General features: G+C 36.8%; 15 protein-coding genes and 1 tRNA gene. 12 read left to right on the top strand and 4 right to left on the bottom strand.

The annotated features are described in order from the left end of the window. Positions 1-3 precede the first annotated feature (3 nt). Genes O2942_01245 through O2942_01230 form a run of 4 tightly spaced genes read left to right on the top strand, consistent with a single transcriptional unit; the run spans position 4 to position 5,863 of the window. Positions 4-1,575 carry a TolC family protein gene (locus O2942_01245; protein ID MDA0780873.1) on the top strand — a complete coding sequence of 524 codons (1,572 nt, stop codon included), beginning with the start codon at positions 4-6 and terminating at the stop codon, positions 1,573-1,575. Positions 1,576-1,592: 17 nt separating this feature from the next. Next, positions 1,593-2,378 (top strand): efflux RND transporter periplasmic adaptor subunit, encoded by a 786-nt coding sequence (locus O2942_01240; protein MDA0780872.1) that lies wholly within the window; start codon positions 1,593-1,595, stop codon positions 2,376-2,378. Positions 2,379-2,381: 3 nt separating this feature from the next. Next, entirely contained in the window at positions 2,382-3,737 is a 1,356-nt protein-coding gene (locus O2942_01235) for a biotin/lipoyl-binding protein (GenBank protein ID MDA0780871.1), read from the top strand. Positions 3,738-3,739: 2 nt separating this feature from the next. Continuing rightward, positions 3,740-5,863 carry a biotin/lipoyl-binding protein gene (locus O2942_01230; GenBank protein ID MDA0780870.1) on the top strand — a complete coding sequence of 708 codons (2,124 nt, stop codon included), beginning with the start codon at positions 3,740-3,742 and terminating at the stop codon, positions 5,861-5,863. On the opposite strand, the gene O2942_01225 is transcribed toward O2942_01230, so the two are convergent. From O2942_01225 to O2942_01215, 3 genes are all read right to left on the bottom strand, one after another. Next, entirely contained in the window at positions 5,852-6,415 is a 564-nt protein-coding gene (locus O2942_01225) for a hypothetical protein (GenBank protein ID MDA0780869.1), read from the bottom strand. The two genes, O2942_01230 and O2942_01225, sit on opposite strands and share 12 nt — an antisense overlap. A gap of 1 nt (position 6,416) precedes the next feature. Continuing rightward, on the bottom strand, positions 6,417-8,555 hold the full coding sequence (locus tag O2942_01220; protein MDA0780868.1) for a hypothetical protein: 2,139 nt from the start codon (positions 8,553-8,555) through the stop codon (positions 6,417-6,419). Between the two features lie 132 nt (positions 8,556-8,687). Then, complete coding sequence (locus tag O2942_01215; protein ID MDA0780867.1) at positions 8,688-9,848, bottom strand: DUF2336 domain-containing protein; 1,161 nt, start codon at positions 9,846-9,848, stop codon at positions 8,688-8,690. Positions 9,849-10,044: 196 nt separating this feature from the next. Here O2942_01215 and O2942_01210 point away from each other — a divergent pair, with 196 nt between their 5' ends. From O2942_01210 to O2942_01175, 8 genes are all read left to right on the top strand, one after another. Further along, a complete protein-coding gene (locus O2942_01210) occupies positions 10,045-10,746 on the top strand; it encodes a CoA transferase subunit A (protein ID MDA0780866.1) in 702 nt (233 codons plus the stop codon). After that, a complete protein-coding gene (locus O2942_01205; protein MDA0780865.1) occupies positions 10,746-11,324 on the top strand; it encodes an NAD(P)H-dependent oxidoreductase in 579 nt (192 codons plus the stop codon). Before O2942_01210 ends, O2942_01205 begins: the two co-directional genes overlap by 1 nt. An 18-nt stretch (positions 11,325-11,342) precedes the next feature. Next, a complete protein-coding gene (locus O2942_01200) occupies positions 11,343-12,011 on the top strand; it encodes a CoA transferase subunit B (GenBank protein ID MDA0780864.1) in 669 nt (222 codons plus the stop codon). Between the two features lie 57 nt (positions 12,012-12,068). Beyond that, a complete protein-coding gene (locus O2942_01195; GenBank protein MDA0780863.1) occupies positions 12,069-14,171 on the top strand; it encodes a protein-disulfide reductase DsbD family protein in 2,103 nt (700 codons plus the stop codon). A gap of 68 nt (positions 14,172-14,239) precedes the next feature. Next, positions 14,240-14,314, top strand: a tRNA-Gly gene (locus O2942_01190). 303 nt (positions 14,315-14,617) lie between these two features. After that, positions 14,618-15,484, top strand: coding sequence for a DUF692 domain-containing protein (locus O2942_01185; protein ID MDA0780862.1), 867 nt, complete (start codon positions 14,618-14,620; stop codon positions 15,482-15,484). After that, entirely contained in the window at positions 15,471-16,241 is a 771-nt protein-coding gene (locus O2942_01180; protein MDA0780861.1) for a DNA-binding domain-containing protein, read from the top strand. The genes O2942_01185 and O2942_01180 overlap by 14 nt, the downstream gene beginning before the upstream one ends. A gap of 47 nt (positions 16,242-16,288) precedes the next feature. Next, on the top strand, positions 16,289-18,355 hold the full coding sequence (locus O2942_01175; protein MDA0780860.1) for a fused MFS/spermidine synthase: 2,067 nt from the start codon (positions 16,289-16,291) through the stop codon (positions 18,353-18,355). Positions 18,356-18,357: 2 nt separating this feature from the next. Here O2942_01175 and guaA read toward each other — a convergent pair whose 3' ends face one another. Then, a complete protein-coding gene (guaA, locus tag O2942_01170) occupies positions 18,358-19,908 on the bottom strand; it encodes a glutamine-hydrolyzing GMP synthase (GenBank protein ID MDA0780859.1) in 1,551 nt (516 codons plus the stop codon). Positions 19,909-19,915 lie beyond the last annotated feature (7 nt).

The raw sequence follows: 19,915 nt of genomic DNA, 5'->3' as shown, positions 1-19,915 counted from the left end.
AAAGTGTTTAATTTAAATTCGATTAATCAAAAGTTTGTATCGGCAGGTTGTACGGTATTTACTGCATTATTTTTAACATCTTGTGCTACAAAGATTGAACCTTTGACAGAAGATGAAATTAAAAAAGTAGTGAAACAGGACGCTAAATTTATAGCTGAAAACAGAGTTTCGGTTGATAAGCCTGTTACAATCTATGACGCTATGGCTATGGCCTTAGTAAATAATCTGGATTACAGGGTTCAGCTATTAGAGCAAGCTGTTGCACAAGGGCAGTTTGACGTAGCTAAATTCAATATGTATCCGAAACTGAATTCCACAGTAGGTGCGTCGCACAGAAACCCTGCAAGGGTATCTAATTCCGAGTCGCTTGCTACGGGATTGCAGTCTTTAGAGCCATCGACTTCCGAGGACAGGGATCGTTCATACGGTGACCTTACTTTCTCTTGGAATGTTATTGATTTTGGTGTGAGCTATTATCAGGCTAAACAGGAAGCCAATAAAGTGCTTATCGCTAAAGAGCTTAGACGTAAAGCGTTGCAGGGGCTTTTAGTAAGGGTAAGGGAAGCTTACTGGAAAGCTGCCGCATCACAGGCTTTGAAGGAAAGGGTTGACAATATAATCGTACAGGTTAAAGCCGCTTTAAGAAAAGCCGAAAAAGTTGAGGAGCAAAAGTTAAGACCGCCTTTGGAGTCTTTGCGTTTCCAACGTTCATTAATGCAGATATTGCAAGAAATGAAAGCTGTTAAAGACGATCTTGAAAAAGCTGAAATAGAACTATATCAACTTTTGAACATACCTATGGAGAAAGGTTACGAACTTTCTTTTGATGAGTTGGATTTTGAAGAGATACCTATAGTTAATATCGGTAAAGAAGAGCTTATTGAGATGGCTTTAGTTGAACGTCCTGAGCTTCGTGAAGAAATCTACAGGCACAAAATCAGCTATGCCGAGACTAAAAAAGCAATGCTAAGACTACTTCCGGGGCTTGAGTTGAAAGCTGCGGAAAACTTCGATAGTAACAGCTTCCTAGTTGACCAGTGGTGGCAAAATGCCAGCGCTCAAGTTACGGCTAACCTTGTCGATATAGCTACATATAAAACAAGGATAAATGCTGCGGAAGTTCAGGAAGATCTTGCTATTCAGAAGCGTATGGCTTTACAGGTTGCGATTCTTTCACAAGTTAACATATCTTACAAAGACTATGAAAACTCAATGGAAAATCTTGACCAAGCACGTAAGGTAAGTGACATTGACGAGCAGATTAGCAGGCTAGTTGATATTTCTGCGAGGAACGAAGTTGAGATAGAGCTAGAGCGTATTAAAACTTCTGCTGCGGCTATATCTACAAAACTTCAGGAATTTCAGTCATATGCAAATTTCCAGAATGCATTCGGCAGGTTATTATTCTCTGTCGGTTATGATGTAGTTGACATTGACGGTGAGTACCATAATATATATTTGTTATCAGATCACTTTAAGGAGCAATTTGCTGCCGTATCCGGTCAAACAATGACTTCGGTTATAGCAAGCATAAAAGAAAGACCTAAGCAGACTGATGTTAACGGTATATATTAGTACGGATAAATTTTTAAATGAAACTTTTATCTAACTTAGTTTTTATAATATCGGCACTCGGCAGTGTAGCAACCTATGCTGCCGAGCTTGAGTATAGCGATTATGCTAACGGGCTTCTTGATAAAGAGGATAGTGTCGCTAATGTTTCGGACGGAATTAAAGGTCAGTTACAGCCGGTGAAATACGCCTTAATATCCAGTGAGACAACGGCTAGCATTACCGCTATAAACGTATCTGATAGTGATGCGTTTAAAAAAGGTGATACCTTAGTAGAATTTAATTGCAGTATAGAACGTGCCGAGCTTAAAAAAGCACAAGCCGCTAAAAATGCAGATGATACAAGGGTAAAGGTCAATACCAAACTTGACGAACTATCTTCAATAAGCCAGCTTGATTATAAACTTGCCGTATATAAAGCGGAAGAATCGGCAGCGGAAGTTTCTATAATTTCCGAAAGAGTCAGAAATTGTAAAATTAAAGCTCCATATTCAGGCGTTGTGGAAGAGGTTTTAAGGCAGAATTACGAATATGTAAAAAAAGGTGAGCCTGTTTTAAAAATCCTTGATGATTCGGTGCTTGAAATTGAGTTACTTGTTCCTTCACAGTGGGTAACATGGCTTAAAAAAGACAAGGAATTCAACGTTAACGTGTCAGAGTTGGGAAAATCATATAAAGCACAGATTACTACCGTCGGTGCAAAGATTGACCCTGTTAGCCAATCTATTAAGATTAAAGGTGCTATTTCCAATAAAGATAAAATATTGAAGCCCGGAATGAGTGTTACGGCCTTTTTTGAAAAGTAGAATATGGACAAGCAAATACCGAATCTCGTACAGTCGACTAAAGATCTGGCGGCTCTTGTAAAGCTTGAGCAGGAGGCATCTTTACAAAAAACTCCCGAAGAACTCTATAACCTTATAATTCATAAAACAAGACAGATAGTCAGCTATGATTTCGGTGTATTATGGCTAAAATCAGGTAATGAATTTGTCAAATTCACCGACGTAGACTTAGATAATAAAAATGTTCCGGTTATTGAGCTTTTAAAGCATATAGTAAAAAGAAAAAGAACCGAGCCGATTGAAAAAATTTCCCATACCGACTTAAAAGGTCATTATGCCGATTCTGCTAAAGACCACCTTTTTAAGCATACTATTATTGTTGAGCTTGAATTACATAAGCAGGTTGTAGGTGTTTTAATACTATCACGTAGTGAATTATGGCATAAACGTGAAATGGTATTGCTGGACAACCTTAGATATTGTTATGCATTATGCCTTGGGTGCTTTAATCCGGATATACTGCATCAGGCATTTTGGAAGAAAATTGTAAATAAATTCTTCTCAAAAACCAGTTATGCCGTAGTTATTTCCGCAATACTGTTTATTTTATTTGTTGTGCAAGTGCCGTTGACGGTATTAGCACCTGCGGAAGTTGTTTCCGGTAAGCCGGTATATATAAGAAGTGAAATAGACGGCGTTATTGAAAAGATACATGTGCCACCAAATAATTTTGTGGAAAAAGGAACTAAATTATTTTCACTCAACAAAGAAAATATTCAGTCACAGCTTAATATATTAGAGAAAAAGCTTGCTCTTGTAATAACCCAGCATAAGGTTGCGAGTAAGTCGGGGTTAAGTGATAATAAGCAAAAAGAAAAAATACCCGTTTTCAAAAAAGAAATAGAAAAAAATATAGCGGAACTGGAATATTACAAATACCTATTGGGTAAGACCGATATATATGCCCCAAAATCAGGACTTATTATATTTGACCAGACTCACAAGCTGGAAGGTCGTCCGGTAAAAACCGGTGAAAATATAATGCTACTATCCGATGAGAAGGAAAGTGCGTTAGACATTTTCTTACCTGTCAATGATGCTATTAACTTTAAGGAAGACGGCATAGTAAAATTTTTCCTCAATACCGCACCAAGAGACCCGTTAGAAGCTAAAATAACATATTCATCTTATGAAGCGGAAGTTACGCCTGACGGTGTATTAGCCTACCAGATAAGAGCCGGTTTTAATAACGTCAGCGAAGATGAACGCCCGAGAATCGGTTTAAGAGGCTCTGCTAAACTATATGCCGAAAGTGTTCCTTTGGTATATTACCTGCTTAGAAAACCATTATCTTATTTAAGACGCAAAATCGGATTCTAAAATTGTCAGAAACACAATTGCCTAAATTAAGAGAGAATTTAAGCGTGTACCCTGAAGACGGAGAAAGGGGCAGTTCGCAAAGTTGGCTTATATATGACAGCATAGTTCATCGTTTTTATCAAGTGGGTTACATTGAATACTTAATCTTGTCTTTGTGGCACCTTGCGGATAAAAACAAGATTATCGAGGCTTTAAGAGTTGTCTATAAAAAGACAATAACTCCCGAACATTTTGATGAGTTCTTCCGATTTTTAGTTATGGCAAGGTTGCTGCAACATAGCAACTTTACTACCGCATTTGGAGCGGATAAAAAAAACAAGTTGCCTTTTTTAGCTAAGTTTCAGAAGCTTTTCTTTTATCGCATACATCTTCTAAGACCTGAAAAAATATTAAATGCCATACTTCCATATTGTAAATGGATGTTTACAATACAATTCAATATTGCAATGATGTTTGTAATTTTTATAGGTGCATTCGGAATAATAAAGAACTTTGAAAGCTACCTATCAACGTTTAAATATTTTCTGAATATAAATGAGATAGGTCTTTGGATACTTGCGATTGTAATTGTTAAGATTGTACACGAATTTGCACATGCCACGGTATCAAAGTATTACGGGTGTAAAGTGTCGTCAATGGGAGTTGCCATACTCGTATTTTGGCCCGTATTATTTACAGATACTACCCACACATGGTCATTGAACAACCGAAAAAAAAGAATCCTGATATCTTCGGCAGGTGTTATAAGTGAAATATATGTAGCTGCAATTTGCAGCATATTATGGCTGCTGCTTCCTGACGGAACTATTCGCAGTATCGCATTCGTCTTATCCGGCACGGCATGGATAGCGTCTTTATTTATAAATGCTAATCCGTTCATGAGATTTGACGGTTATTTCGTATTATCCGATATAGTAAAAATTCCTAATTTACATCAGGCTGCCGGTCATTATCTTAACTATTATATCGACAAATATATATTCGGTGTAAAAACATTAAAAGATTTGTCACATATTAAAAAATCGGCAAGACCGAAACTTGCGTTATTCGGATTGGCGATATTTATATATAGGTTATTTTTAACAACGGTGATATTACTGCTTATATATAACTATGCGTTTAAATTGTTAGCAATTACAATGATGGTACTATATATTTCATCTGCGTTGATTTTACCTTTATATAGAAAAATTAAATATTTAAAGTCGCTAAAAATGTCTAGCTTTAAGAGGAATACGTTAATAAGAACAGGGGCTTTTGGCGGTCTTTTTATGTTGTTTATTTTGTTTCCGTGGCGTTCAAGTATCGAAGTTCCTGCCATTATGCATTTTAAAAACAGTAGCGTATTATACGCAGATTCGGATTCTGTTATAAAAAAAATATATGCAAAACAAGGACAGAGTGTAAATGAAGGGGATATATTACTTGTACTTGATTCGCCAAGCATAAATTATGACCTGCAAAGGCTTGAGCTTGAATATCACATTCTAAAATGGAAATATAAAGCTGCCTCGGTATCAGAGGAGTATAAGTCTATTTTACAAACTACTATGAAAGAACTGGACGAAAAGGAAAGTGAATATAAAAGCTTTCAGCAAAAGAAAAACTTGTTGGTTGTTAAGGCTCCGCACTCAGGCATTGTATATTTTCCGTCATTTTATATAGAAGGCGATCTGTCATACAAAAAAGGGCAGGAGGTTTTGTCCGTTATGTCGCCTGATGAACTTGTGGTAACAGGTTATATAAAAGAAGATGTGGTTCGATATTTTGAACCAAATGAAAAGGCTTCATTTTACCCTGATGATATATCATTTAAAACGGTAGATGCCTCTATATATAATGTTTCTTCGGTTGGGATTGAAAGAATGGAGCAGCCTTATCTGGCTTCAATATATGGCGGACAAATCGCGGTTACCACAAAACAGGAGGAGGGAAGGCAGGAATTAGTACCGCAAAGCGGTATATACACAATCACGGCATTTGCCGGAAATGATAATCTATATAGTGAAAAAAACTTCCCCATGATAATAAGGGGAACAATGGTTCTAAAGTCAAAGCCATATAGTATCGGCAAATCCTTCTTTGATTTTGTATATGCAGGATTTTTAAAGCACTCAAGCTTTTAACTTTTTAGCCTTAGCCGCCTCTTTTTGTGCAGCTATACGTGATTTGCCGGTTATCACTTCTTCTCCCCACTCATTTAGCAACTGTTTTTGCTCATTTTTGAGTACTTTTGTTTGCATGTCGGCACGTGCGGTTATGATTATTAAACTCAGGTTAGGCAATATCCATATCAGCATCCAGCCAACAGCAGAAAATCCGTATATAACAAACCATGTCAAAGGCTCTGTCATTAAATGCTTGGCGTATATGTCCTTTTCGTAAGTAAGACCGATCTCGAACAAGTAAGGTATTACGGCAGTGAAATTACATGCCGTAACTGTTTTTGAGGCAAACCTTCCCGCCCCCCTGTCAATAGTCATAGATAATATTGAAGGCAACATTCCCAGTACAAAAAAAGCAAATGCGTAATATGATATGCTTATAAGCCATAATATTATGCCGAGTCCGACTATCTTGCCGAAGATACCTATGCCCTTTAGCTCGCTTCGTTTGCTTGATTTTACTTTTTTCTTTGCATTTTCCTCGGAGGTTGCTGAATTTTTTTCGTTTGCCATATCAGAATACTTTTAATATCAATATTATAACTACAATTGTAGCCATAAAAAAAGTTAGAATAACGGATAATTGAAGTCCGTACAGATAACCCATATTATTTACAGCTTGTTTATTGTTTAATTTGCTTATCTGTATCGTGTTATTCCGGTACTTCAAAACAGCTCTTCTAAAGCCTATCCTGTCTTTTAATATATATTTTCTATCGGTGATTAGAGAAAGAATATTAGTTATATTACCTTTTTTGGTTATTTTCTCTAATTCGCTTATTATCTCGTCACGAATAAACCTATTATGGAATGTCTCTACGGCATCTGTTACCAATTCACCTATGTTAGCACATAATTTAGGAAGATTTTTTACCTTAAAAGTTTGTTGGGCAACCGATAGCATCGCAAGGTTTTCAATGCCTTTATGAGTAGCCATATCGGGGAATTTGCTAAGAGATTTTATACGCAATTTTACAGGTAACTCTAACTTTGCAGCTATAAAAGAGGTTAAATGCAAATCAAAGTTATTATTGTTAAGAGGCTTATCTTGCAATACCTCAAATAAATCAGGTATGGAACAGGCATAAGAGTTTTTCAACAACTCCGACTGACAAGGCATTTCGGAATTTAACTCATATAGCATACGTTCGATGCCGAATCCTTCGTATTTCTTCCTAAACAGCTCAGAGCATCGTTGCATAACCATAATATCTTCTTTTTCGAGATTACTGGCAGATTTGTCAAAATCTTTGTATGAGGCAAGGCTATGTTTTATAATGTTGCTAATTGCATTAATACAATCATTATCAGATTTATAAAATGACTCTGCAAGAAGAGAGCCTATAGCATCGATATTAACGGAAACCTGTTTAACCCTTATCGGTCCTGTAGAATCAAGTAGCATAATATATTGCGCCACCATTTCATCATCTCTTGTAAATGTACTGTCAGCTTCTTCGGAGCCAAACCTCTTGCCGAGAATTTCCATTTTTTCAGATAGCTTTACATCCTGTACGCTTCGTTCAATCCAACGAATCAAAGTGCTGTCTTTCAAGAATTTTTTTGCCAAGTCCCAATCCTGATACATTGCATAAGCTAAATGCTTTTTACTTAAAAATCTTTTATTGTTGAAAAGAATAGGTCGCCCCGCATCAATGTTTTCAGTCGGAGGCAATAAGTTATAACGCCGCCCGCCAAGCCACTCTCTCATTCTTTCGGCATTCCATGTCTGCTTTATATTTTCGTTAATAGAACCCCTTAAAAAGTCAGACATATAAGGAGTAATATCTATCCCGTCAGTAACCATTCTGTATGTATTTTTTGAATATTTCAAATCTAAGATAAGTTTATCCGAAGTCTTTGAATAAGGGTTCTTACCCCTGAGGCAAAAAGCCGACATAACTCCAATGGCGTGGAAATCCAGTAACCCCGGAACACCTTTACCTTTACCGATGGGAGTGGTGGAAGCTCTTGAAATACTTTCATAAATCATCGGCTGGCTATAACCGCAAGGCTCGGAGATACACTCGCCTAAAGTAACAGAGCCGTTTTTATTTATATAAACATTATCAAGGTTTACTCTTCCGTGCGTTATAGATAGTTTTTCAAATAAATTTATGACCTTTGATATCGGGGCTGTAATTTTTGAAATAACAGCTTCTTCACTAATAGAGCCGTTCTTTTCCAAAAAATCCGATAGTTTTATACCTTCGGGTTTCTCTATAATCACCGTGAAAAACCTGCCGTTATCAAGAGAGGTTTTTATAACCTGTGCGGCAATGATATTTGCAAAATTATTTATGTTTTTTCCAAGAAGCTTGTTTATCTCGATAATCCTTGCCGGATAGTGTCTATGTAAAGTTAATGCGTAATATTTCGTACTATCATCGGCTATTATATCTGTAACTTCATATGCCTTTGCTAAAGCGGTATCAAATTCTTTAAGCGGTTGTTTAGTGTTTATTTTGTAACGTCCGAATACGATATCTGTTCTGTCAGAACAGTTAATACGCAAAAAAATACTTTTACCTATCTGGTATTCCGTGCCGTAAGAATCACCGTTAATAGGCGATAATCCGGCATCTTCTTCGTTTTCGATATCTACAACAGGACGCTTTATAATTTCTTCTGCAATACCTGATTCCTGCACCATAAGATTAAAGATGTTTAATTAAGGTTAAACCGAAAATACTTAAACTTAGGACTTTTTATACCATTATTTTATACATTGTAAAAATATTTTATCGGGAAGTGTTCAATAAATATTTCTAATACCGAGGGGTAACTAGCTTGTGATATTGCTTAGTGTTATGTCGCTTGATATCAAAGCTAAAATATACGGCATTAAGGGGACTGTGCTATCATAATTATTACTTTCAATATACTCTATAAGCTTTTGCTTGGTGTTTTGGTCAAAAGCTTTGCCTTTGTACTTTTCCTTTTTTATGAATTCCAGAATAACACAGATTGAATCTGCAACGCTGATAGGGAAGTCGGCTCTTTGAAATAAAGAGCATATAGCCTTTTTTTCCGAACTTCTTACTAATGCCCTTACATTAACAAGGGGGATTCTTGAACATGCCGACAGGCTTGCCTCAAAAAAGTCCAGATTGCCTTCACAAATAGCCCTCAAAATAATTGAGCTTGTAAGTTTTTTGTTGCTATAAAGATGCCTAGCAAGCTGCTCGGCCTTTGTCGTCGAGCTTGCCGCATTTTGCTCTGTGCGAGCTTTTTGACTGCTATCAATTACAGGTTCGTCACTTAATAAGCCGAGCGTAGCTCTTTCATATGTTTCAACAGCAATATCGTTTGAGTGTTCACTATTATATTTCAATTGTTTCTCTATTTTAGCTTTTAGTTCGTCCGTAGTAAATGATATCATCTTCTCAACCACTCCAATCGGCAAATTGCCTCTATTAATTAATGAATTAACAACATCACCGTTCGTAGCAAATTCCTGTACGGCAATTAGAAGAGTTTCTTCGGAGATTTGAGCGGTTTTATTTTTAAACAGGCTTGAGCAAACTTCTTCACTCCTCTTTAAAACCAAGGCTGAAGACATATTATTCGTTACATCATCACGTTTAGTTATAGCAACTAATTTTCCTACATTCTCAGTGCTGACGATTATTTCAAGTAAATCACCTTCGGTTAGCACTTTTGAAAATTCCAATATAGGAATTGCTACATCTAATTCGTCATTAGCCAGTCTAATTGCAACATCATGCGGAATATTGGAATTTCTTTTTAAGCTTTCTGCGAGTGCTTTTCTGACTCTAAGTTCAACGTCTTTTGCAAACAAGCGAATTATATCGCAGGCAATTTTTTCTTCTTCGCCATCAAAAATAGAATTATTATAATAATCGCATATTTTTTTTGCGATGGTCTCCCTTACTTCCGGAAGCGGAGACTTTTTTAATGATTCAACGTCTTCTATAAGAGTCATATAGTCACTGTGTCTTTTTAAAGTTACAAAAGTAATTTGCAAGGCATAATATTATACAATTATTAAAAAAGAGTTAACTAATGGCAGTTTTTTGTTTTATTTTTTAATTTAAGAATAATTCTTTTGTAATTGCAATTAAGCTATTTGGATATTATAAAAAATAACAATCATTGATAATGTATAGATGGAGAGCGTTTTGAGTAAAGTTTATCAATCGGCAAAAAATGCACTGGAAGGTCTTTTAAAAGATCATATGACTATAATGGCAGGGGGGTTCGGTCTTTGCGGTATTCCTGAAAATTGTATTGAAGCGGTCAGGGATTCGGGTGTAAAGGGGCTTACGGTTATAAGTAATAATTGCGGTGTGGACGATTTTGGTCTTGGTATAATGTTACAGACAAGACAGATAAAAAAGATGGTATCATCATATGTCGGTGAAAATAAAATTTTTGAGAAACAATATCTTGATGGCGACCTTGAGCTTGAGCTAAATCCACAAGGGACGCTTGCCGAACGTATTAGGGCAGGGGGTGCGGGGATTCCTGCTTTCTATACTAAAACTGGCGTGGGTACTGTTGTTGCCGACGGTAAAGAGGTCAGGAAGTTTCATGGTGAAGATTACATAATGGAACACTCTCTATTTGCCGACATAGCAATTATTAAGGCACAAAAAGCCGACACTGCCGGTAACCTTATATATAATAAAACCGCACGTAATTTTAATCCTATCATGGCTACGGCGGCTAAAATAACTATCGCCGAAGTGGAAGAAATAGTGGAGGCAGGAGAAATTGAACCTGACAACGTTCATACTCCCGGAATTTTCGTGCAAAGGATATTCAAGGCTAAAAACTTACAAAAACGCATTGAACAACGTACCGTAAGAGAGGCGGCATAATGGTAAAACTTATTTTTCTTTCGGGCAGCATCAGGAGCGAATCATACAATAAAAAGCTAGCAAAACTTGCCTGTGACATTGCAGGTGGCATTGATGGGGTTGAAGCTTCGTTTATCGACCTAAAAGACTATGAAATGCCTTTATATAACGGTGATTTAGAAGTAAGTTCAGGCTTGCCTGATAATGCTAAAAGGTTAAAAAACATATTTGCAAAATGTGACGGTTTTTTTATAGCCTCCCCTGAATATAATAGCTCGTTGTCACCATTATTAAAAAACAGTCTGGACTGGATATCAAGACCGCATGAGGAAAATGAAAAGTCTTTACTTGCCTATGACGGAAAGGTTGCTGCAATTTCCGCCGCATCTCCCGGTGGGTTTGGCGGAATGCGTGCCTTAGTACCTTTGCGTATGATGCTTGAGAACATAGCAACAATAGTTATACCTAAACAATTGGCAATACCGTTTGCAAATCAAGAATTTGACGATAACGGAGCATTGAAAAACGAAAAGTTCGCCTCTGCTTTAAAAGCAATGGTTGAACAGTTTGCAGATACTGCAAAGCGAATGAAAAAATAAGTTATAAAGGAGAATAAAATGCCTTGGACATCAGAAGATATGTGTAAAATTGCCGCCAGAGAATTTGAAGACGGCTTCTACGTTAATTTAGGTATAGGTATGCCAACGAAGGTTGCTAACTACATACCGGAAGGTATCAATGTTACATTGCAAAGCGAAAACGGATTGCTGGGGCTGGGACCGTTCCCTACCGAAGATGAAGTTGACCCCGACCTGATAAACGCAGGAAAACAAACAGTTACGGCTTTAAAAGGTAGTAGCTTCTTTGATAATGCCACATCATTCGGCATGATACGCGGCGGACATATAGACCTTTCTATACTCGGTGCGTTGGAAGTTGCAAAAAACGGCGATTTGGCAAACTGGATGGTTCCCGGTAAAATGGTTAAAGGTCCGGGTGGAGCAATGGATTTGGTAGCAGGAGTTAAAAGGGTTGTAGTTCTTATGTCACATGAAAATAAGAACGGAGAGCCAAAGATACTAAATAAATGTAACTTACCGTTAACCGGAAAAGGCGTAGTTGACCGTATTATAACCGAGCTTGCTGTTTTTGATATAAATGATGACGGTCTTGTTCTGGTTGAGCATTCTTCGGATACATCTGTTAATGAAATAAAAGATAAAACGGAAGCCGATTTTATTATATCACCGAACATGGAAATACGTGATATAGTTAAAGCTTGCTAGCCTAAGCGTTTAGCCGTAAAATGGTATTATGTTTTTTAATATAAATACATAAGGCTAATGAACCGTATATATTACAATATATTTGCAGCATTAATCATAATATGCTTTAGCAACCTACCTTCATTTGCCCAAACAATAAAAACTGATGAGGCGACTGTCAGTTTAATTATAGGCGAGTATAAAGACGACGGTAATATAATTGCGGGGTTACATTATAAATTAGAGAAAGGTTGGAAAATATATTGGAGAACGGCAGGAGATACCGGTTTTCCTCCTCAAGTGGATTGGGAATCCTCGCAAAATATATCTTCAATGGATATGTTGTGGTCTGTTCCAAAGCGTTCCCGATATAAATTATTGGAAAATATCACTACGGAAAGTTATGAATATGAAGATGAGGTGTTATTCCCTTTGTATTTTAAAGCTGCTGATAATTCAAAAGATTCCGCTATAAATTTAAAAATATATTATGCGATCTGCAAAGATATATGTATCCCTGCAAACGTTGATATCAATACAACGGCCTCTGTCGGTCATAAATCGGAAGAAAATCTAAAGTTAATTGAAAAGTTCGAAGAGCTTGTGCCTAAGCAAAGCCCGCATAACGGCGTTGATATAGTAAGTGCCGGTTTGGGGGCGGACAAGTCGGGCAATAATTATTTACAAGTTTCCGTTAATAGTAGTACTCACGATATTGATAAATCGGATATATTCATAGAAAGCGATGAGGATATAACCTTATTTGCTCCGCAGTCAAATATACTTAACAATAAACATGTAGTCTTTAATATTAACTATAAATCGCTTAGTAGCGATGCAACTATAAATAAGGGTAAATACCGCATAACTATAGCTAGCGGTACTAATTCCGTTGAAAAAACATTTGATGCAAGCGATTTTGGTGTCGCAAAAGAAATTACACCATCCGGCAAAAGCCAAGCTGCATATTCAACTCTTATAATACTTTTATTTGCGTTTATCGGGGGGCTGATTCTAAACATAATGCCTTGTGTGCTGCCCGTATTGTCAATAAAACTCATTAGCATTATAAAACATGGAGGGGGTGAAAAAGCTCATATATCGTCAAGCTTGCTAACAACGGCAGTCGGTATTATTACATCATTTCTTGTTTTAGGCTTGTTTGTATTTACCCTTAGAACAATCGGGGTAAATGTAGGGTGGGGCTTTCACTTTCAAGAGCCGTTATTTATAATAACCTTAATTATAATATTATCACTATTTGCCGCAAATATGTGGGGGTTCTATGAATTTCGGCTTCCGTCATTCTTGAGTGATAATATAAGCAAAAAAGGTGAGGGTGAGGGGCTTGCTGCACATTTTTTTACCGGAGTTTTCGCAACTATATTGGCAACACCATGTACCGCACCGTTTTTAGGAACGGCGGTAGGCTTTGCCTTGGGTGGATCGGCGATAAATATCTTTGGTGTTTTCCTGATGATGGGAGTGGGCATGTCTGCCCCTTACCTGATTTTAAGCATATTTCCTAAAGCTATTTCAGGGTTGCCGAAACCGGGATATTGGATGGTTGTAGTTAAGTATATAATGGGCTGTTTTATAGCATTAACGGCAGTATGGTTGGGGTGGGTGCTATCTAAGCAGCTTGGAACAATTTCAGCTATATTACTTCTTGCCGTAATAATAAGCTTGCTGATAGTTCTTCATTCTAAGGAAAAAATAAAACAGTTTAATAATCAGTCGGCTAAATATATAACATATCTGCTGTTAATTAGTCTGGCTTTTATATTTCCGATAAAATTTGAGTCTAAACAAGAAGCTTCTGTAAATTCTGATATATGGCAGGAATTGCAAATAGATAAAATAGATAATTTAGTCAATGAGGGAAACATTGTTTTTGTAGATGTAACAGCAGACTGGTGTTTAACATGTAAAGTCAATAAGTTCCTAGTTCTGGACGATGAAAAAATAATAAAACTCTTTAAAGAATATAATGTAATTGCAATGCGTGGCGATTGGACAAATAAAAATAGCGAAATAGCGGATTACTTAAAAAAATATGACAGGGCAGGGATACCTTTCAACATTATTTACAGTCCTTCTAACCCTGATGGAATAATAATGTCCGAGCTGCTAGACAAGCAAGATATTGTAAACTCAATAAAAAAGCAAAAAGTTAAATAAAATTGCAAAAAGCCTCTTGCAATTGCTATAATTTTGCGTATTATTCTCCCCACAAAAACTACTAATGAGCGGGTGTAACTCAGGGGTAGAGTGCAACCTTGCCAAGGTTGATGTCGAGAGTTCGAATCTCTTCACCCGCTCCATTTTTGCGTTTTGGTCAAAATAAGCATTAGGTCAAACGGTCTATTCAGTGCGTACTGTAGCCTTCCGCTCGTTATTTATAGATTAGTAAATAGGAGCTTCAGCAGTTGTCTTTTCTGTTCCACTTCCGAATTTTTGAAAGTTTTATATGCCCTTGAATATAGCTCAAGCAAGCTATAGACTGAGATTGCGAAGTATTCATCGGCATCGGTATTGAAATCTTTAATTTATTTCATTACATTGTTATTTTGGAAATACGATAAAAATAGAAACAAAGATACTTTAATAATATAAGGTAATATACTGTGCAAAAAGAATTAAAAAACCTTAGCATTCCAAAAAACGTAGGAATAGGACTACGCGGAAAGCATTATAAGGAGGTTTTAGAAAATGCTCCAAAGGTGAACTGGTTTGAAGTTCATTCTGAAAATTTTTTTGCCCAAGGCGGTATGGCAATTCATATATTGGAAAGGGTGCGGGAAAAATATCCCGTAAGTTTTCATGGTGTGGGCTTATCTCTTGGTTCTGCTGACGGCTTGAGCGATGAGCATTTAAAGAAGTTAAAGAATATAGTTGATAGATTCAAGCCTTGTTTAGTGTCCGAGCATATTTCATGGAGCAATATCGGCAGCACCACATTAAATGACCTGCTTCCCCTGCCTTATACCGATGAGTCGCTATCTGTGCTTGTAGACAATATAAATCATACACAGGACTATCTTGGGCGAAAAATATTAGTCGAAAACCCTTCCTCATATCTCGAATATAACGATTCGACAATGACCGAATGGGAGTTTATCCAAAAAACCATTGAGAAAAGCGGTTGCGGTCTTCTGCTTGATGTCAATAATATATATGTAACATGCAAAAATCACAATCTTGATGCGAACGAATATCTTCAAAACATTCCTTATGATGCGGTTGGTGAAATTCATCTTGCAGGCTTTGAAGAAAAACAAATTAAAGATAAACCTATCCTGATTGATACTCATGGAGATAAAGTGTCCGATGATGTATGGAAACTTTATGAGCAGACAATTGGATTATCAGGCATAGTTCCTACCTTAATTGAATGGGACACTAATATCCCCGAATTTGACATACTATTGAATGAGGCTAAAAAAGCTCAAGATATTCTGAACAGATACGAGGAAAAAAATGCCGTCGCTTAAAAAATTACAGGAATCTTTCAGTAATGCAGTTTACGAAAATCAAAATGAGCCTCTATTTAGCAATATAAAAAATAGCCATATTGACAATGCCGACCGCATAAAAATATATCAAGACAACGTCCTTATTACGCTACATGACACTTTAAAGAACAGATACGGGGCAATATGCAAGTTGGTGGGTGAACAGTTTTTCAAGTATGCTGCAAACGAGTATATAAAAGACAATAAACCCGATAGCGGCAATCTGGACGATTACGGTCATAATTTTGCCGATTTTATATCAAACATACCGCAATTGAAGGACTACCCGTACTTAAAAGACATAGCAAAGCTCGAACGGGCATTACATGCTTCTTATTTTGCCCCTGATTCACAACCTATTGACAGGGAAAGGCTATCTAAAGTACCGCCGGATAATCTTGATAAAATAAAATTTAAACTTCACCCCTCATCTTACCTGATATCTTCGGAATACCCGATTTATAAAATATGGGAAGTATCGCAAGCTAATTATGATGGTGAAGTAAATATAGACATAAGGTCTGGCGGTGTTGATATTTTAGTTGTAAGACCCGAATATAAGATTAATACTATTATACTTGAAAAAGGTGAATATAGATTTTTAACATACCTTAAAAACGGCAAGAACTTAGAAGAAGCCTTTGAAGATGCGTGTAAAGATAATATTGAGTTCGAAGTAGGCTCGGCATTACAAAAATTTGTTTTGAACGGTACTTTTGTTGATTTTTATTTTTAGTAAATAACAGTTAGTTGTTTTGTGTAATAATATTTGTTGTTTTTTCTATGTATGAAAAATTTACCAAATCTATATTTTTATTAACCGTTTTTATCGGTTCTTTTTTATTATTTCTTATACAGCCTATGATGGCTAAGAGCATTTTGCCTTTAGTCGGCGGCTCTCCCTCCGTCTGGATTAGTTCGGTAGCATTATTTCAATGCTTGCTTTTGGTAGGATACGCATATTCTGCAATGGGCAGTGCTTGCTTATCTTCAAAAGAACAATCTGCCGTTCAGGCTGTTTTAGTTGTTGTATGCCTTGCAACCGTAATACCCGTTAATCTGATTACGTCACAGAGCATTGAAAATATTGTGCCTGAACTATGGGTAATAATAACATTATCCTTATCGGTAGGTCTGCCTTATTTTATATTAGCTTCTAACTCAACTTTAATACAAAGATGGTATCACAGCACCTTTAACAGTTCCCCTTATTATTTATTCGCAATTAGCAATACGGGAAGCGTATTGGGACTTTTAAGTTATCCTTTTTTGATTGAATGGACGCTGACAATAGAAAAACAGATGGAATTGTGGGGGGGCATATTCAAGCTATTTGCTATATTATCATTCCTCACATACTTTTACGTGTTTAAATCAAAGACCACGGTGAAAAAGCATAAAACCGGTAAAAGTTTATCTAAAAAAAGTGCATTTAACATTGTAATACTAGGCTTTATCCCGTCCTCTCTTTTCTTAAGTACCACATTATTCATCTCTATAGACATTACACCTTTTCCCTTAATGTGGATTATTCCTCTTCTTATATATTTAGTAAGTTTTATAGTTGCATTCACTGAGCGTGGGAAAGCTATTATTAATATCTCACGGCTTCTACACCCTGTTGCATTTTTTCTAATGATAAGTATTTCAATATTTTTCAAATATACGATTTATGATAATGAATGGCATACGGCTAAAGTAACATTATTATTGATAGGTTTATTCATTATATGCCTAAGTTGTCACGGAAAGGTAGCCGATGAAAAACCGAAGCCCGAATATCTTACATCATATTATTTATGGCTTGCGGTAGGCGGAGCGTTCGGCGGCTTATCAAATGTCATTGCTCCATATATTTTTGACAGTATTGCAGAGTACTATCCGGTAATTTTGTTATCTTTATATGCTATTTTAGACTTTAAAAAGAAAAACAAAAAAAAATACTTAAAAAAAGTACCTTTCAAAGGCGTATTGCCGCTTGTAATGATAACCATAACGTGTTTATCGACCGTATTATATCTTTACTTACAGCAAAAAGAAGAAGACTACACGCTGCTGTTTAAAGAAAGGAATTTTTTTGGAATATCTAAAATTTTCAAAGATAACGAGAATGACCTTATAGTTTACAAACACGGTAATATCGTACATGGTCTTCAAAAAGAAAAAAACGGAATTAGAGATACGGCATATACATATTATAGACCTGTTTTTAATATAGTAGACATACTACCGGATTTTTTTCATGAAAAACCATTTGGTCTAATAGGCTTGGGCGGAGGAATATTTGCATGTCTGGGGCAAAATGGTCAGCAACTTGATTTTTTTGAAATTGACCCCATAGTAATAAAGATAGCAAATAATCCTGAATATTTTACATACACCCGTGATTGCAATACCCGCATAAACATAATTGAGGGAGATGGAAGAATACAGATGGAAAAGCAGCCCGACGGAAAATACAGCATTATTGTAGTTGATGCATTTTCGTCCGATGCCATTCCTACCCATTTAATAACTAAAGAAGCCATAGAAATATATTTGCAAAAACTGGATAGAGAAAATGGAATACTATTTATACATATTTCGAGCAGATACCTTGACTACAGAGGGGTTATAGCACGCATTGCCGAAGAAATAGAGTCAAAAACCAGATATCTAAATTTTATCTCCGGTTCTAACAATGAATATGACTACTCTTCTGACTGGATAATATTGACACCTAAAAATAGCAAATGGGACAGAGAACTGCGTGGGGAAGCAAGGAGCATTACCACAAAGGATTATCATGCCGAATTATGGACAGACAACTACTCAAATATATTTTCTATAATCGGGCGTAACAAAAGGTAAAATTATTCCCACTCAATAGTTCCGGGAGGTTTTGAAGTAATATCATAGACGACACGGTTAATCCCTTTAACCCTGTTGATGATACGGGTACTTACCTCGCCTAAAAACTTATGTGAAAAATCATAATAATCAGCCGTCATACCGTCTGTGGACGTAACAGCCCTTAATGCACAAACATACTCATAAGTTCTGGCATCACCCATAACGCCTACCGTTTTTACAGGAAGAAGTACGGCAAATGCCTGCCATATTTCATCGTAAAGACCGGCTTCCCTGATAGCGTCAATATATATTTTATCTGCTTCTTGCAGTATCTTTATTTTCTCCTGTGTTATTTCACCGGGAATCCTTATCGCAAGTCCGGGTCCCGGGAACGGGTGACGACCTATCAGCTCTTTATCCATGCCAAGCTCTAAGCCAAGCTGCCTCACCTCATCTTTGAAAAGCTCCCGTACAGGCTCAACCAGTTTCAGCTTCATATAGTCAGGCAGTCCGCCGACATTATGATGTGATTTTATAGTAACCGCAGCATCACCATGCACCGAAACAGACTCTATAACATCAGGATATAACGTACCTTGTGCCAAAAATTCCGCACCATCTACCTTAGCAGCCTCTTCTTCAAACACATCAATAAAAGTGTTTCCTATTATTTTCCTTTTTTTCTCAGGGTCATCAACGCCTTTGATTCTATTATACAAAAGCTCTGATGCGTCAACCGACTTTATCGGGATATGAAATTTATTTTTAAACCTGTCCTCAACTTCTTTACGCTCATCTTTTCGCAAGATACCTAAATCAACAAAAATACAGGTTAGCTGTTCGCCGATAGCTTTATGAATTAAAGCAGCAACAACACTGGAATCAACACCGCCACTAACACCGCATATAACTTTTTTATCACCGACTTGTTTACGGATTTTCTCAACTTCCATATCAAGAAATGAAGACATGCTCCAACTATCGGAGCAACCTGCTATTTTATGTACGAAATTACTTAACAGTTTTTTACCGTCCGGAGTATGAGTAACCTCAGGATGGAACTGCACTGCATATATATTTTTATCATGGTTCGCAATTGCCGCATATGGCGCACCTTCGGATTTGCCGATAACACTAAAGCCTTCCGGCAAAGCATCTACCCTATCACCATGACTCATCCAGACCTGATATTTATCTCCTTTTTTCCAGCAACCTTCGAATAATGCGGACTCTTCTACAATTTCCACATAGGCTCGTCCGAATTCTCTATGTTCCGAACCTGTTACCTTCCCGCCTAACATGTTGCATATTAACTGTTGACCGTAACATATACCTAAAATCGGAACGCCAAATTCAAATATTTCTTTTCCGATTCTCGGAGAGTGACCTTCAGTAACCGAAGAAGGACCTCCCGACAAAATTATTGCCTTTGGGGAGAACTCCGTAAGGAACTCTTTTGTAGCTTTTTTATATGGATGAATCTCACAATATACTTTTGCCTCACGAACCCTGCGTGCTATAAGTTGTGTTACCTGTGAGCCAAAATCGACAATTAGAATCTTTTCCTGCATTTTTCCT

The sequence above is a fragment of the Pseudomonadota bacterium genome (genome assembly GCA_027620075.1).
GTDB lineage: Bacteria > Pseudomonadota > Alphaproteobacteria > Rickettsiales > UBA6187 > 1-14-0-20-39-49.
The sequence above is the reverse complement of the archived record's forward strand: the minus strand, read 5'-3'. Positions and strand labels throughout refer to the sequence as shown.